The 15,990-nt window shown below is 53.3% G+C and carries 17 protein-coding genes and 1 tRNA gene; 7 read left to right on the top strand and 11 right to left on the bottom strand.

Going from position 1 to position 15,990, the window contains the following annotated elements; all coding sequences use genetic code 11:
* Positions 1-45: 45 nt before the first annotated feature.
* From GZZ87_RS07255 to ccsA, 3 genes are read left to right on the top strand one after another with little or no spacing between them, the layout of a single operon-like run.
* The gene (locus tag GZZ87_RS07255; RefSeq protein ID WP_162027979.1) at positions 46-687 is read left to right on the top strand and encodes a hypothetical protein; all 642 of its coding nucleotides are present in this window, start codon (positions 46-48) and stop codon (positions 685-687) included.
* Positions 688-690: 3 nt separating this feature from the next.
* A complete protein-coding gene (locus GZZ87_RS07250; RefSeq protein ID WP_162027980.1) occupies positions 691-1,872 on the top strand; it encodes a cytochrome c biogenesis protein ResB in 1,182 nt (393 codons plus the stop codon).
* A complete protein-coding gene (gene ccsA / locus GZZ87_RS07245) occupies positions 1,872-3,800 on the top strand; it encodes a cytochrome c biogenesis protein CcsA (RefSeq protein WP_162027981.1) in 1,929 nt (642 codons plus the stop codon). The genes GZZ87_RS07250 and ccsA overlap by 1 nt, the downstream gene beginning before the upstream one ends.
* On the opposite strand, the gene GZZ87_RS07240 is transcribed toward ccsA, so the two are convergent.
* Together GZZ87_RS07240 and GZZ87_RS07235 are read right to left on the bottom strand one after the other, a co-directional pair.
* The gene (locus GZZ87_RS07240; protein WP_162027982.1) at positions 3,797-4,783 is read right to left on the bottom strand and encodes a hypothetical protein; all 987 of its coding nucleotides are present in this window, start codon (positions 4,781-4,783) and stop codon (positions 3,797-3,799) included. The two genes, ccsA and GZZ87_RS07240, sit on opposite strands and share 4 nt — an antisense overlap.
* Positions 4,784-4,874: 91 nt before the next feature.
* Entirely contained in the window at positions 4,875-5,423 is a 549-nt protein-coding gene (locus GZZ87_RS07235) for a glycine zipper domain-containing protein (protein ID WP_162027983.1), read from the bottom strand.
* A 164-nt stretch (positions 5,424-5,587) separates the two neighbouring features.
* Here GZZ87_RS07235 and GZZ87_RS07230 point away from each other — a divergent pair, with 164 nt between their 5' ends.
* From GZZ87_RS07230 to GZZ87_RS07220, 3 genes are all read left to right on the top strand, one after another.
* Positions 5,588-6,505: a MotA/TolQ/ExbB proton channel family protein gene (locus GZZ87_RS07230; protein WP_162027984.1), complete on the top strand. Its 918-nt coding sequence runs from the start codon at positions 5,588-5,590 to the stop codon at positions 6,503-6,505.
* A 27-nt stretch (positions 6,506-6,532) separates the two neighbouring features.
* Entirely contained in the window at positions 6,533-7,546 is a 1,014-nt protein-coding gene (locus GZZ87_RS07225; protein ID WP_162027985.1) for a vWA domain-containing protein, read from the top strand.
* Positions 7,547-7,622: 76 nt separating this feature from the next.
* Positions 7,623-8,615: a hypothetical protein gene (locus tag GZZ87_RS07220; protein ID WP_162027986.1), complete on the top strand. Its 993-nt coding sequence runs from the start codon at positions 7,623-7,625 to the stop codon at positions 8,613-8,615.
* 117 nt (positions 8,616-8,732) lie between these two features.
* On the opposite strand, the gene GZZ87_RS07215 is transcribed toward GZZ87_RS07220, so the two are convergent.
* From GZZ87_RS07215 to GZZ87_RS07205, 3 genes are all read right to left on the bottom strand, one after another.
* Positions 8,733-8,806: transfer RNA gene (locus GZZ87_RS07215), tRNA-Gly, on the bottom strand.
* A gap of 204 nt (positions 8,807-9,010) precedes the next feature.
* Entirely contained in the window at positions 9,011-9,457 is a 447-nt protein-coding gene (gene ruvX / locus GZZ87_RS07210) for a Holliday junction resolvase RuvX (protein WP_162027987.1), read from the bottom strand.
* Positions 9,458-9,532: 75 nt separating this feature from the next.
* Entirely contained in the window at positions 9,533-10,624 is a 1,092-nt protein-coding gene (locus GZZ87_RS07205; RefSeq protein ID WP_162027988.1) for a sugar phosphate nucleotidyltransferase, read from the bottom strand.
* A gap of 123 nt (positions 10,625-10,747) precedes the next feature.
* Between GZZ87_RS07205 and GZZ87_RS07200 the strand changes: the two genes are divergently transcribed.
* Positions 10,748-11,764, top strand: a complete 1,017-nt coding sequence (locus GZZ87_RS07200) for an inositol monophosphatase (RefSeq protein WP_162027989.1) — start codon at positions 10,748-10,750, stop codon at positions 11,762-11,764.
* A gap of 129 nt (positions 11,765-11,893) precedes the next feature.
* Here the strand turns inward: GZZ87_RS07200 and tsf are convergent, their stop codons facing one another.
* The 6 genes from tsf to rpsU form a co-directional block, all read right to left on the bottom strand.
* Positions 11,894-12,487 carry a translation elongation factor Ts gene (tsf, locus tag GZZ87_RS07195; protein ID WP_162027990.1) on the bottom strand — a complete coding sequence of 198 codons (594 nt, stop codon included), beginning with the start codon at positions 12,485-12,487 and terminating at the stop codon, positions 11,894-11,896.
* A 55-nt stretch (positions 12,488-12,542) separates the two neighbouring features.
* The gene (gene rpsB, locus GZZ87_RS07190; protein WP_162027991.1) at positions 12,543-13,349 is read right to left on the bottom strand and encodes a 30S ribosomal protein S2; all 807 of its coding nucleotides are present in this window, start codon (positions 13,347-13,349) and stop codon (positions 12,543-12,545) included.
* Between the two features lie 301 nt (positions 13,350-13,650).
* Entirely contained in the window at positions 13,651-14,043 is a 393-nt protein-coding gene (locus tag GZZ87_RS07185) for an Hsp20/alpha crystallin family protein (protein WP_162027992.1), read from the bottom strand.
* A 32-nt stretch (positions 14,044-14,075) separates the two neighbouring features.
* Positions 14,076-14,507 carry an Hsp20/alpha crystallin family protein gene (locus GZZ87_RS07180; RefSeq protein ID WP_162027993.1) on the bottom strand — a complete coding sequence of 144 codons (432 nt, stop codon included), beginning with the start codon at positions 14,505-14,507 and terminating at the stop codon, positions 14,076-14,078.
* A gap of 215 nt (positions 14,508-14,722) precedes the next feature.
* The gene (locus tag GZZ87_RS07175) at positions 14,723-15,679 is read right to left on the bottom strand and encodes a TIM barrel protein (protein ID WP_162027994.1); all 957 of its coding nucleotides are present in this window, start codon (positions 15,677-15,679) and stop codon (positions 14,723-14,725) included.
* 104 nt (positions 15,680-15,783) lie between these two features.
* The gene (gene rpsU / locus GZZ87_RS07170) at positions 15,784-15,984 is read right to left on the bottom strand and encodes a 30S ribosomal protein S21 (RefSeq protein ID WP_162027995.1); all 201 of its coding nucleotides are present in this window, start codon (positions 15,982-15,984) and stop codon (positions 15,784-15,786) included.
* Positions 15,985-15,990: the final 6 nt, after the last annotated feature.

The raw sequence follows: 15,990 nt of genomic DNA, 5'->3' as shown, positions 1-15,990 counted from the left end.
GAACTTCGCACAGTTGACTCGGTCGCAAAGCACTTACACCTCTGCATGACCGAAATGACTCAGCGACTCCAAAACCAACCACGCCTACCACTCATCATGGTAGGCATTGCATCTCTTTGCCTCAGTGGCTGCGACAACGCGCAACCCACCTCCTACCGGATTCCGAAGGAGGAACGCGTCGTCGCGATGGCACCAGCCGCAACACCTGCAGCAAGCGCACCGGCAAAGATGGAAGTGCTTCCCGGCATGGAAGCTGCCGCACAGAAAGCCGGTGAGATTAACTACACCGCCCCCGAAGGTTGGGAAGACCTGCCTGCCAGCGGCATCCGCAAAGCCAACCTAAAGGTCACCACTGATACTGGTAGCGCCGAGATCACCATCCTCACCTTCCCAGGTGACGTCGGCGGACGACTCGCCAACATCAACCGCTGGCGTGGCCAAATCGGACTCGAGGAAGCCACTCCCGAGGATCTACCGGCCTACACCGAAGGCTACGACATCTCCAACCACCGCGGCCTTTACGTGCGCCTCGAAGGTGGAGAGCAAAGCATCCTCGGCGCGCTACTCCCCTTTCACGGCAACACTTGGTTCGTCAAAATGATCGGCGACACGCCTACCGTGCTCGCGAACGAAGCCGCAATGAAACAGTTCCTCGACTCCATCGAGCTAGAGGACCACGCCCACTAAACAATGAAAGCGCTGTTTAAATTTTTCGCATCACTGCGGCTTACCGTCGTGCTACTCGCCTTCTCCATGGTGCTGATTTTCTTCGGCACCCTCGCTCAAGTCGAAACGGGGATCTGGAAGACACAGAAGGACTACTTCGAGAGCTTCATCGCGATCTGGTCTTACCCTGGATCATGGGTCGCACAAGATGCACTTCACTGGCTGCGCATCCCGATGCCAGGCGGCTATCTGCTCGGCGGCATGCTGTTAATCAACCTCGTAGCCGCTCACATTACCCGATTTAAATTCACCGCAAAGAAGAGCGGCATCTTCCTCATCCACCTCGGCCTCATCCTACTACTTGTCAGCGAATTACTGACAGACTTGGTCTCTAAAGAGAGCCAAATGCCTGTCGACGAAGGCGGTCGTAGCAACTACTCGCAGGAATATCGCGACAATGAACTCGTGCTGATCGACCGCTCAAATCCGGATTTCGACACGATTCACAGCATCCCCGTCTCATTACTTAAGCCCGGTAAAACAATCGCGGTGCCAGACAGCCCACTCAGCATCCGCACGGTCAGTTACTATCCGAACGCGAAAATCGGCCGTGCGACTGAGGGAGCCGCTCCCGTCTCATCGCCCGCCAACCAAGGCATCGCGGTGAAGATGAATGTCGTCGTCACCCCAGCAGCGGTCACCTACGCCGAGAACCAAATCAACACCGCGACGGCCTACGTCGAAGTGCTCAGCCCCGAAGGTTCCCTCGGCACATGGCTGGTCTCCAACGTGATCGACGACCGCTTTCCTGCGCAAATAGTCCGCCTCGGCGAGCAAAGCTGGGAAATGGTGCTACGCCTCACGCGCCACTACTATCCATTCGAAGTCGAGCTCATCAACTTCTCGCACGATAAGTATCCGGGCACCGAAATCCCCTTCAACTTCTCAAGCGAAGTCATGGTGCATCACGAAGATAGCACAAAAAATCAAAAGGCACTCATCTATATGAACCACCCACTGCGCTACGAAGGCCTCACCTTCTACCAAGCCTCGTTCGCCAATGACAACCGCACCTCGATCTTTCAAGTCGTGCGCAACCCAGGTTGGGCACTGCCCTACATCAGCGTCCTCCTAATGGGAGTCGGCATGCTGGTTCAGTTCGGCATGCATTTCTTCAAATTCCTTAAAAAACGCACTTCTGTCTAATGAAGAAATTAGCCTTTTCCCTCATCTTAATCATCGCCGCGCTGATCGTTGCGCGTGGGTTTAACCCGTCCACCAATCCTACGGACTTTGACGTCGATAGCTTTGCCGAACTCCCCGTCCAGGTGGGTGGTCGCATCAAGCCGCTCGACTCCGTCGCCCGTAACACCCTGCTCGTGCTTGCAGCACGTCAGAAAGTCGTCACTCCCGAAGGCGTCACCCTTAGCCCGATCGAGTGGTTCATGGATCTCACCATGCGCCCCGAACTGGCTGATACCTACCGTGTCTTCAAAATCGAATTCCCTGACGACCTCGGCATCTCTGGACTCGCAGAGCAAGGCCAACGCTACTACGCGTTTAACGACCTGCTTCCGCACTTCGACGAGATTCTACGCCTCTACGGCAAGATCAACCCCGATCCGAAGCTGCGCAGCCCCTATGAGCAACAAATCGCGGATCTCAACGACGGTCTGACGCGCTATCACCGCGTCATGCACTCGCTCCACCCGGTCGGCACGCCTGAACGCCTCGACCGCCTCGTCGACGAGTATCAAACCTACGCGGCCAGCGTAACACCGGGACTGGCCGCACTGCGCCAGCAACAAGCCGGCGAGGACTACGATGCCGAACTACTCGGCCGCTTTATTCAATTTGGCGACGATTATCTGAAACTCTCCAAGACCGCGTATCTCCGCGTCGTCCCACCACCCGCGCCCGTCGATCCACTCGACGACTGGAAAAACATCGGTCTTGAGTTGCTCGATGTCATGCGTGGTGACGGCCTCAGCCCCTACGTGACTAGCTACGCGAGCCTGACCATGGCCTATCGCCAAAATCAGCCCGAGATGTTCAACCAAACAGTGCAAGAATTGCGCCAGCGTTTCATCGCCGACTTCCCCAACGATATCGCCCGCGTCCACTACGAGCGCGAGTTCAATCAATTGCAGCCGTTTTACATTTCGATGCAGCTCTACGTGCTGATCTTCCTCACCGTCTGCATTTCATGGCTACGCTGGCCAGAGACATTCACCAAAGCGGCCTTCTGGGTGCTGCTGCTTGCCTTTGCCATCCACACTTTCGGGCTTGTTTCCCGCATGTATATCCAAGGTCGCCCACCGGTCACGAACCTCTACTCCTCCGCCGTATTTGTTGGTTGGGGAGCGGTGCTTCTAGGTGCCTTTTTGGAAAAATTCTTTAAGAACGGCGTCGGAGCAGCCATGGCCTCCCTGGTTGGTTTCTGCACCTTGATCATCGCACACCACCTCTCCATGAGTGGCGATACACTGGAAATGATGCGCGCAGTGCTCGACTCGAACTTCTGGTTGGCCACGCACGTCGTAGTCATCACCTTCGGGTATTCAGCCATGTTCTTTGCAGGCGCTCTCGCATTGATTTTTACCTGCCTCGGGCTTTTCTCTAAGAACTTCGACAAACAGTCAGCCAAATCCATCGTCAGTATGGTCTATGGTATCACCTGTTTTGCCTGCCTGTTTAGTCTCGTTGGCACTATCCTCGGCGGCATCTGGGCCGACCAGAGCTGGGGACGTTTCTGGGGCTGGGATCCGAAAGAAAATGGCGCACTCATGATCGTGGTGATGGGAGCGATCGTCTTGCACGCTCGCTGGGGTGGCATCGTCAAGGAGCGCGGACTCATGGCATTGGCAATCTGCGGCAACGTCGTAACCGTATGGTCGTGGTTTGGCACCAACCTACTGGGGGTCGGCCTACACGCCTACGGGTTTACGAGCAGTGGCTTCTGGTGGACCATCGGCTTCGCTGCCAGCCAGATATTCTTCATCATTCTGGTCACACTACCTTGGCGCTACTGGCGTAGCGCCTACGGCAAGGAGAAACACCATCTGGAGCGCAAACGCATCCTAATCGCCGTGCAAGAAGCTGATGCCGAACAAGCCGAAGAGGCGACCTCTTAAGGCTTCTTCAAATCCAAGCGGATCTCACAATCCGCTGGGGCATCAAAGAGCGAGGATAGCATCACTCGATTGACGCGAGTTCTGGTGTAAGTAACCGTATCGTGCAGCTGACCATCAACGTATAACTCATAGCCCGTCGGTAGGCGATGGGGCGTGCTGCCGTCTGCGGGGACGAAGTGTAACTCAATCTCCGCGGTCGCGCCATCGACACCCGTAACAGCGGCGCGCCGATACACCTCTTCAAACGTGTCTGTATCGATATAATGAGTGATCGAAAAAGGTAGAATTCCATGACTCTCCACGACTGCGCAACTGCGACCATTCCAGAGCTCAGGAGCGCGCAGTTCGAGGACGGAGTTTAGACCGCCTTCCAGCGCAGCCGCCGAATCATAGGACCAAGCCAGCTGAGTTAACGAACTCTCCAACAGCATCATACTCATATAAAATGTAGTATGCGCCTCGTTGAGATGGTCATAGCTTTGGCGCAACCAGCCTTGATGACCATTATAACCATATTCGAAAGACAGTTCGGCTGTAGGAGACTCTGTTTTTAATTTATACAGGTTAGGCTCGCGCGCCATGAGTGTCAGATCCCAAATATTTCCCTCAACCGAGACTTTGCCATTAAGAATATAGCTATTCACCTCATCGAAGCCCGTCGCCTTAATGTGGAGCTCCAACAGTCCCCGTAACGATGTAATCGGAGCTGGCGAACTCAACGACTCACGCGACTCTGCAACCGTTACGGAAACGACTGCTGAATCCAACGGATCAGCCATCGCAGTCATGAGAGGCTCTGGCGCTACTGACTCTGGAGTTCTGGTGAGTGGCGTAGTATTACGATTCTTCGCCATAAGATAATAGCCCCCACCTAGAATCACGGCGATCAACACAACAACACCAGCAACGCCGAGATACACGGCCCGCTTAGACACTTGCTCTCCAAGGATATCGAAGTGCTTAACGCCTCTAGACCTAGCCATAATCTAACAATATCGAGTCCTTAAAAAGTCAACGATCGACAAGGCACTCGTGATGCCACGCTCGACAGAATAAAATTTCGCAACGGAGCAATTAGCCGCCGTTTTCCATACGTTCTAGCTCTGCCATCTCCTCTTGCGCTTTAGCAATACGCGCCTGTGCTTCTTGGATGCTCTTCGCACGCGCTTGAGATTCCTCATAAGCCTTTCTTTTTGCTGCAAGCTCAGCTTCAAGACGAGCCGCTTCACGTTCCGCAGCACTCACGTCTGAATCAGTCGAATTACGTGCGATCTCGTCGCGCACCTTCTTCGCCTCCAAAGTCTTAATCTCTTCTTCCAGTTTCACCTGAGCCTGAGCTTCCTGATCATACTCATACTGGCGTTGTGCCTCCGCAGCTTCGAGCTCCTCCTTATTCTGGTCATACTTACTACCGCCTAGCCCGCCGAGGGCAGCACCAGCGGCAGCACCAGCGGCCATGTTGACACCACTACCATCACCCAGCTGAGAACCAATCACAGCTCCGAGAATCGCACCTGCGGCGACACCGACATTGCGCCCCGTATTACCACTATTAGAAGACGAGCACCCGCTAAAGATAAGGGCTGCACACAAGAGAATGGAAGTGAGTGAAGTTTTAAGCATAATCGGACAGTATTGTTTCGTATGAAAATTGCAATATCGAGAATAAATCGCAGGGTGAATGAGTAAATACAGGCACACACCTTCTAGATTCGACTCCCATATCTCGAAATTATTTATATATTTCTGTCACACAGCGCTTCGATCCTACATACCCTACGACCATTATGAGTTTACGAAACCCCGAACGCGGCCTCTTTTCAGTCAAAGGCCTCATCTTCAGTCTCGGCCTGATCGCCTCTTTTATCTTCGTCGGCGTGATATACGGCGGTCTTATCCGCCCTGCGGCAAATGAAGCCGCACTCGCTCAAAGCTACGGCGTCGAAGCTTCCAGTTCCTCTGGGATCTATGTCATTCTTAAAGACTACGAGCAACAAGTCTGTATATCCCTATTCGTCTGGGGCATCATGATCCTCGTCTATAAGTTTATCCTAGTGAGCGCAGAAGCCAAAGTCCTCGGTCGTTTCGCCCCCGAAAGCGAAGGCATCGATACCGAGGCTGAAGTAGACCTCCTAGCCGGCGCACGTAGCATCACTCGCGAACGCGCAGGTAAACTGTCCGAAGAGATCGACCAAAAGAGTAAGAGCCACGACCTGAAAAACAAAATCTTGCCCTACGTAATGGCACGTGGGCTAGAACGTTACCACATGACTGGCAACGTCCCCGAAGCCACCGAGACCATTATGGGACGCCTCGAAGTCGCCTCCGAACAACAAGAGAGCGAGCTATCCATGCTTCGCTATCTTGTTTGGGCGATCCCCTCCATCGGTTTCATCGGCACTGTCCGCGGTATCGGCGTCGCCCTCCACCGAGCCGACGAAGCACTACAAGGGGACATCTCTGGTGTCACCGGCGCACTCGGGGTAGCCTTTAACTCCACCCTCGTCGCGCTCATCATCAGCATCGCCCTCATGCTCCTCATTCACCTCCTACAAAGTGGACAAGAAGGACTCATCCTGCGCGTTCAGACATTTTGCCGCGAACAAATCATCGACAAACTCTACGACCGCGACGAATCAGACGCGTCTGATATCGATATTGAGGTGAAGACAGTTCTCCTAGAAGACGAAGCCTCCAGCAAGTAAGCCCTCGTCACTCTCACTCTCACTCTGATGAAACGCCGCCGAGAAGCACAAAGCTCCGCACTGTCTTTTATAGACTGTATTTGCTGCGGCTTCGGTGCCGTGCTGCTGCTCTTCATTCTCACCGCCAAAAGCCAGATCACAGAGTCCAAAGAAGAGGCCACGCAATCACTCGCAGCCGAAGCAACCCTGCAAGAAGCGATCGAGGAGGCTGAAGCCCAACAGAAAGCATTAGAGAAAGACATCGCGGCACTCGATCCACAGCCTGACGCCAACGCCACAAGCGTCGCAGAGCTCGCCGCCGAACAAGAGCGCCTCGCCAAAGCCATCGAAGACAGAGCCGAAGCACTCGCCTCACTCGAAACCGAGACAGAGGCCGTCGACGCCGTCGCAGGGCTCAACCGTCCGTCCGCCGATCAAAGCTACCTCTCTGGACTCAAACTACGCGGCCCACGCGCCGTGATCCTACTCGAAAGTTCCGGTAGCATGCTCGGCAAAGATGCCAAGAGCGCGATCGCGATCATTCAAGCTGGCAGCGGTGCGACTTCCGAAAAATGGCTCCGAGCCAAAGCCGCCGTGCGCGCCGTGCTCGCCGCAATCCCGCAAGGCACCACAGTCGCAATCTTTCAAATGAATGAAAGCGCTAGCCCACTGTCAGGGAATCCCAACAGCCCCTACATCGACCCTTATGATAACAGCGCCCTGCTCGCCGCACTTGAGCGGCTCGACAAACTCGAAGCCTCCGGCGGAGCCGATCTATCCAAGGCTCTACGCATCGTTGGCCAACTCAAGAATCGCCCCAGCAGCCTACTCCTCATCGGCGATGGCCTACCGACAGCCCCCAACCCGACCCAACGAAGCCTATCAGAGGCCGATCGCGTGAAACTCTTCAACACTGCAATGGGCACACGCCCGAACTACCCATTTAATGCCATCCTATTCCCCTTCGAAGGCGATCCCTCTGCAGCAGGCCTCTACTGGAAACTAAGCGCCCGCACCAATGGCATCACCCTCATCCCCGACAACGATTGGCCGAGCCTCTAACGAGGCGATGGCGAAGAACTAATTTCTAATGACAAATCATTTAGCTATTATCGATTAGCCATCACCTATTTAATTAATGATCAAACGAAAACAGATCGAGGTATTCAGCCTCTCCTTTCTGGACTGCCTCTGCTGTGGGTTTGGAGCGATTCTGTTGCTATTCATCCTCTCCATCGGCTCGGGCAAGGCTGGCGTCGAAAGCGAAGTTGACGACCCCACACTGCAAACGATGCGCGCGCAACTCGCTCAACTCGAGGCCGACGTCGCCGATAAAGCCGCGTTGCTCGAAGCCTCCATCCATAGCAAAGAAACCGAGCAAGAGCGTCAGCGCATCAACTCGATTATTCAAGAACTAGAGTCGACCCTCGCCGACCTCCAACAAGAATTCGACTCTAAGCAAGCCAACCTCAGCACCAGTCAACAAGCCGCAGCCGAAGCCAACCGACTGCTCAAAAGCTTTAAACACGAGGACCTCCCGCCGATCGGATTGCCCGCCGATGCCACACACGTCGCCTTCATTATCGATACGTCAGGCAGTATGCGTAACCAGATGACCAACCAGCTGCACTACGGCGTGATCGAGCAAATCACCGAACTCCTCGATAGTCTGCCCGAGGTGAAGAGTATTCAATTTATCGATACCAGCGGGAACTATATGATGCGCGACGGCAGAGCCCGCTGGCTTCCTGACACTCGGGGGCTGCGCGATAAGGCGCTGCGCTCTGTGCTGAACTACCCAATTCTCTCGGTCAGCGACCCCGAACCAGGCGTGCGTAGAGCCTTTCGAGACCTCAGCACCGACATTGGCCCCAACGACAACATGAGTCTCTACGTGATCGGCGACGACTTCCGCGGCTCCACCCAAAGTTTCCTCATCAAGCTCGACCGACTCAACCCACGTGATCCAGTAACAGGCAAACGTCGTGTTTCGGTCAGCGCCATCGGATTCCCCACACTCATCAACCCCTTCCAACTCGGCGCCCCACAAGGCAACACTCGCTTCGCCAACATCATGCGCGAAATCGCCGAAGCCCACGACGGCGTGCTAATTCTCAAACCGAGGATCTAAAAACAGTAGAAGCGGCTTCCAGCCGCTTTCCATACCCGGCAAGCGGCAAGATGCCGCTTCTACCTTAGAACACAAAAAAGCCAGCAACGAAGTGCTGGCTTTTTTGTAATTGAACGATGGTGCGGGTAGACGGAATCGAACCGACGACCTCTGCGTGGAAGGCAGATGTTTTACCTCTAAACTATACCCGCGTTATCGAAGCGCGTAAGATGTCCTCCCCACCGCCAACTGGTCAAGTCAGGAATTGAGAGAATTTGCGAAATCCTCACGATATCTATCCAATCAGTGGTGAAACAGACATTGCTAGAACACCTCCGGCCGGCCTGTAACTCTCATACAACAGACAGGACGGAGGTCTGCCGGAGATGATGGCGTAGCAATGTCTGTCTCACTTCTCAATAGCCCTCTTCTTCCGGGAACGCCATCGGCGCGTTGAGGCCTTGCTCCTCGATAAAATCCTGAAGAATCAACGCCGCGGCGCGGGAATCAATCTCACCACTGCGGCGATCGAGCTTCTTTTTTTGCTGCTTTAACCCCTGCTCCACGGAGTGACTCGATAGCCGTTCGTCAATGCGATGAACCGGCAACTTAAAGCGCTTCTCGATCTCCTCAATAAACACATCCACTTCTTTGGCCTTAAAGCCAACCGAGCCATCCATGTTGAGCGGATAGCCACAGACGATCTCGTGAATACGGCGCTGCTTAATCATCGCTTCGATATGCTGCAGACGCGCTTTTTTGGTCGTGCCCACCGCAGCAGGCAACGGCACGGCGATGCCTACCTCGTCGGCGTGCGCGAGACCGATCCGCTTCTCTCCCCAATCGATGCCTAAGTAGTTCATAAATTAAGAGAGCTGAAACCGGAAAGATGAGACCTAACACTTGAAACTCAAAACAGATCAAATGAAGTGGCGAACTTACATCAAATGCTTAAATGCTTCCTTCGCGCCGATGGCTTGCACCAGTGATTTGATTTCCTGCGCCTTGTCTTTGTGGCAGACAAGCGTGGCATCGCCCGTTTTGACCACAATCAAATCCTCAACGCCGAGCAGCGCGACCAGATGATCCTCATCGCGAGAGAACACGATGTTGTTGCTGGAGTCCTGCACATGCGCAGTGCCGCGAACCACATTGCCCGCATCATCAGCAGGATAGTGGCGTTCCACAGCCGGCCATTCGCCCACGTCGTCCCAATCAAAACCAGACTCGACCATGACGACATTAGCTGCCTTTTCAATGATCGCATAATCGACCGATATTTTTTCCAAGCTGGGATAGTGCTCCTCTAGTAATGGATCAATCGCAGTGCCTGCCGCAAGACCAACTTCAATCGCCTGTAACGCAGCCCAAAGTGACGGTGTATTCTTTTCTAGCTCGGCGGTGATCGAAGCGACCGACCAAACGAACATGCCTGCATTCCAAAAATAATCTCCTGAATCGAGATAACTTTGAGCAGTCTCAAGGTTCGGCTTCTCCACGAAACGTTTAACATTAAAAACCTCGCGCCCGGCAAACTCCCCGAGCAATTCGTCCTGTTGAATATAGCCGTAACCCGTCGCAGGGAACACCGCGGTTATACCCACCGTCGCTAACACAGGCTTTGCCTCTGCCGCTTCAAATGCAGTTTCCAAAGTGGAACGTAAGGCCTCTGCATCATGAATCACCGCATCGGCTGGCAACATCGCGAATGACGCGTTTGGATTTTCACGTGCCACCAAGATCGTTGCCAATCCGACAGCCGCAGCAGTATCGCGACCAACAGGTTCGCCGATCACTTTAGCCGGGTCGAGTTCAGGGCAGACCTCAAGCACTGCGTCGCGCTGCTCAACGTTGGTAATGACAAACACATCCTTCGGCGAGACGAGTCCCTCCAAGCGATCAATAGTCTGAGCCAGCATGGCCTTATCACCGACGATCGGTAACAATTGCTTCGGACAAGCCAAACGGCTCTCAGGCCAAAAACGTTCACCGCGGCCACCAGCCATGATCACTACATATCTATTTGACATCTCTCAACACTTACTGGGTGTGTTAATAATGGCAAGACAGAAGCCACTAAGAACCAAGTAAGCTACCGATAGAATCAACAAATAGTTTAGACCTGAGCGCCATCACGTGCTGTATCTACTCGCATGACACTTTCTGCGACGGACAAAGAAACACTGCGCCAATCTCTCTGTGATCTACAGCACTTCATCCTCGAAACCATTCTCGCGGAACGCACCAAGCGTAACACAAACGAGCTCGCCGCAATATCCGAAAAAACAGCTGCGGATGTCATCTACGCGATCGATGTCGTCGCGGATCAAGCAATCCTGACTTGGTTCGAAGCTAATTGGTCAGCCGAATGGCCCGTGCAAATTATCATGGAAGGGCTCGAAGACAGCGAAACGCTTTGTTGCCCCAAAGGCACTGCGATCGAAGCCACCACGCTAAAATGCATCATTGATCCAATCGACGGCACCCGTGGCATCATGTATGATAAGCGCTCCGCTTGGATCCTAGCCGGTATCGCACCGCAACGTGGCAGCGCTAACACATTGGCTGACATCGAAGTCTCGGCGATGACCGAAATCCCGACCACGCGACAATGGCGAGCCGATCAACTCAGCGCGACACGCGGCGGAGGCATGCTCACAACCGCCTTTGATATTCGTAACGACTTCAGCCAAGCCCCGGTCGAGTTGCAGCCAAGCAAAGCCAATGATGTGCAACACGCCTTCGGCACGATCTGCCGTTTCTTCCCTGCAGGCAGCACCTTGCTCGCACAGATCGAAGAGCAACTATGGGAAACGCTTTATGGCGACTCCACCGACGGCACTCCACTTGTTTTCAACGATCAATATATCTCAAGCGGGGGGCAATTCTACGAAATCCTTAGTGGGCACGATCGCTTCATCGCCGACATTCGCCCCATCGCATTTCGTGTGCTCGATATCGAAGAAAATCTCAGTGCTCACCCCTATGATGTGTGCTGCGCCCTGATCCTGGAAGAAGCTGGCTGCATCGTCGAACACCCCGATGGCAGTCCACTCAATTGCCCACTCGACACCACCAGTGCGGTGAACTGGGTGGCCTATGCCAACGAAGACCTGGCACGCCACATCCGCCCCGCGCTCAAGGGCGCGCTGGCGAAGCTCGTGCCGTAGGCGAATAGTAGAAGCGACACTCTTGTCGCTTTCACGCTGCCCAAAGCGACAAGAGTGTCGCTTCTACACAAAAAAGCCCTTCGCTCAGAGAACGAAGGGCTTTTTGAAATGTTATAAAACGAAGACGTCTTAAGCGCCGACTTGGAAGCGAGCGAAACGCTTAACAACCATGTTCTCGCCCATCTTGGCGATCATCGCAGTGAGGAGCTCCTGAACAGTTTGATCAGGGTTCTTCACGTATGCTTGCTCAAGAAGGCAAGATTCAGCGAGGAACTTGTTGAGCTTACCTTCAACGATCTTAGCAACCGCTTGCTCTGGCTTACCTTCGGCTTGGCCTTCAGCAATCTTACGCTCAGCGTCGATGATCGCAGGATCGATATCGTCGCGAGATACGCAAACTGGGTTAACCGCTGCGATGTGCATCGCGATGTCGCGAACAAGCTGCTTGAAGTCGTCAGTCTTAGCAACGAAATCACTTTCGCAGTTAAGCTCAACCATCACGCCGACCTTACCACCGAGGTGGATGTAAGTCTCAATGATACCTTCAGACGCATCACGACCAGCCTTCTTAGCTGCTGTCGCTTCACCCTTCTTACGGAGCAATGCTGCTGCTTCTTCGAAGTTGCCGTTAGTTTCAACCAACGCCTTTTTACAATTCATTAGTCCAGCACCTGTGCTTTCGCGCAGTTCGCCAACCATCTTTGCTGTAATTTGAACACTCATGTTTCTATATTTTAGCTTTTAATAATGTGAAAAATTAAGAGAGCACTGACACTGATTACTCAGCAGCAGGCTTTGCTTCGTCTTCGCCGTAACCAGCTGGAAGTGTCACGTCGACATCTTCTTGCTGCTCGAAAGTTTGCTCACGAACCAAAGGAGCGCTCTTCTGCACCTTCTTCGCTTCGCGATGAGCAAGACCGTTTTGAGCGGCTTCGAGGATGGTTTCAACGATGATACGGATCGACTTAACAGCGTCGTCATTGCCCGGGATCGGGAAGTCGAGGACTGTTGGGTCAGAGTTGGTATCAACCAAACCGATAACAGGGATACCGAGGCGATTTGCTTCAGCCACTGCGATTTCTTCGTTCTTAGTATCAACAACAAACAATGCTGCTGGAAGCTCACCAACGTTGAGCATACCTTCGAAGTTACGGTTCATGCGGCTCATTTGGCGGCGGATTGCTGCCTCTTCCTTACCTGGAAGTTTTTCAAGGCTGCCGTCTGCATCCATCTTGAGGAACTTACGGTATTTACCGAGAGATGTCTTGATAGTTGCGAAATTAGTGAGGCCTCCACCCATCCAGCGGTTTACGCAGAAAGGCATTTGGCAAGCAGTTGCCGCTTCACGCATGATTTCTTGCGCTTGCTTCTTAGTGCCGATGAAAAGCACGTCTTTACCTGCAGCAACGGTCTCTTCGATGAAAGCATATGCTTTTTCAAGGAGCGCGTGAGTCTGCTCCAAATCGATGATGGAGATGCCGTTGCGGTTATCGAAAACGTATGGCTTCGACTTTGGATTCCAGCGGCGGAGCTGGTGGCCGAAGTGAACGCCTGCGTCGAGAAGGTCTTTTGGTGTTGTATCCATGATATTGTTCAAAGCCCTGAGAGAATTCTCTGGGAGAAATGAAGGTTTCTTTTGCGATTATTGATTGATTATTTCTTTAACGAACTGAGACGTAATGCCGCAGCCCTCTCCAACCCACGGGATTAGAGAAGCGGAGAGGAAAACGAGCGCCCCGCCGCAATGCAAGCGCAAATCAGAAAAAAGACGCCGCGCGGAAAGTCCCCCGAGAGCCCCAAAATGCCGCTCCAATCAGCGATGGATCAATACCAACAAAAAACCGAGCGGTGTCTCGCACCACTCGGTTGATTGATTGCTCCCAGAACTAGCTCACCACAATTTTACGTGGTTTCGCTAGATCCGCCTTCGGCAGCGTCAGCTGTAGCACTCCATCGGCGACCTGCGCCTGAATCGCCTCTTCATCGATCGACACATTCAACTGGAAGTTCAGCCTATAATCGCCCTGTGGCAACTCACGCCGCACCGGACGCCATTCAGACGGAACCTTAACATCACTGCGCTTGCCAATGATACTAAGGCTTTCGCCTTCCAGTGAAATATCAACGCTCTCGCGACTCACACCCGGCAGGCTGACTTTAACCTCAAAGGCATCGGCGCTTTCCGACACATCAAAATGCGGACGGCGCCATTCGGTCGCTTGCTCCACGGTCGAGCGAGGTGCTGCTTTAGTTTCTTTTTCAAGTTCTGTAGTATTCATAATTATAATTCCTTTCTGTTAGTGAGTTGAAGTTATTTGACTGTGATTTTGCGCGGCTGAGGCGCAGCTTGCTTAGGCAGCGTGACTGTCAACATACCGTCCTGATAGTTGGCCTTGATCGCCTCGACCTCGACCCCATCGGGCACCGAGACCGCGCGATGAAAGCAGTCAGCACTCTCAGAGTCGCCATCCTGCTCAATCTCCTGACTACGGACCATCAGCACTGAATCCTCCATCTGGAGGTCGATACGTGCCTTCGGAATGCCGGGCAGTTCCATGCGAACGTAGAAGTTCGCATCATCTTCATAGAGATCGGCCGCAGGTTGGCGGCACCCGACGCCAGAACCTAAAAACCCTTCGAGTAAACCGCTAAAGCGCTCAGATGAAGGCACCCCAAAGTTCAGAAGACGATTTAAGGCCGCAGGGCCAGTTGCTTGTGGATATTTGTAGCGTATTAGTTTCATAGTGTTCCTTTGGTTAATTGTTCGAACCAAAGGATTGCATAGGGCATGCCAAGCACCAAAAAAAACCACAAACCCTAGACCATCAAGGACCTACAGAAACCCTCAACACTAACCAAGCGTGCCATTATGACACAACAGTGCCAGCAACACTTCAACGAGTGGTTCATTCTGACACTCAACTGCCCATGTCATCAAAGCTCCGTGCGTGCCACGAACTAAGCCCCCAAAACCTCGCCAATATAAGCACGCGACTGCAGCACTTGCTCGGTAGTTAGCTTCGGACTGAGCTCCAGCACCAGAGTGTGCTTTGGGCGCACAAACTCCGAGACCATCTTAAAATCAATTGTGCCCGTGCCCGGCACCTGATGGTCGCGCCCCGACTCTGACACATCGTGCAAATGAAAACCGACGAGCCGGTCAGCCATCGCCTCCAAATGCGTGCGATGATCTAGCAAGCCCTGCTGATGCTTAATCTGCGCATGGCCTGCATCATGCCAATAACCAAAGGATTCGGGCTCACCCAACTCTTTGAGAAAATCAGCATAATCCGCGTCAATGGGCATTTCTTCCATGCTTTCACGGTTTTCGAGCCCCAACTGCAAACCACGCTCCTTCACCCAAGGCAACGCCCGCTCGTAACTGGAAGTGATCCGCTTCATCGTCTTCTTCGATGCCCGCTTAATGCGCTTCATCGCGCGCTCACGCTGCTTAATGAAGTCGTTATCCTCCAGAAGGTCGCAGGCTTTTAGCCCCTGCTCGTCGATCCATTTTTCGAGCTTCTTCTCTGGCGACTCAAAGAAATACCAAGTGCTGCCAGAATGCATGACAACACGTGGCGCGCCAACTTTGACCGCGAAATTCAAGGTCTGCAGCGTATATTGATCCCAAAGACGCATCTCACGCGCATCTGGCGTCGACGGCTCATACAAATTCGGCGCCGCGTGCTGCACACTATTTGGCAGCGGGCAAAAGTTATGCACCGAGGAAATCTCAACCAAGCCCTCTTCGACCGCTTTCAAAATGCCAGGAACCAGCGAGATCCGAATCCCATGACTCAGTTCGATTCGCTTAAACCCAAGCCCCACCATCTCTTCAACCATCTCATAGCCATCCGTATGCCGCGCGGAGCACCAGCAAGTCGACAGGGATAAACGATCAAAAATATTACTCATGAGAAGGGAAAATTCAGATAATGGGGCAAAAAAAGTCCCGGCACGCACAAGCGGATCCGGGACTTAATAAAGAACAAGCGCCATAAGCACCCGCACTAATAAACTTACATGTTCGAGTAACGAACGCGAAGCATATTGTTAAAATCTAGCTCCTTACGCTTGCGGCGCTTCACTTGAGCAGGCTTTACGAAATAACGATTCGCACGGATAGTATGGATAACACCTTCGCGATCGAGGCGCTTCTTGAGGCGGCGGAGCGCACGTTCGATGGGCTCGCCTTTACGGACTTTTACTTCGATTGACATAAAAAA

This window comes from Lentimonas sp. CC4, from assembly GCF_902728235.1.
GTDB lineage: Bacteria > Verrucomicrobiota > Verrucomicrobiia > Opitutales > Coraliomargaritaceae > Lentimonas.
This window is presented reverse-complemented; position numbering and strand designations above follow the sequence as displayed.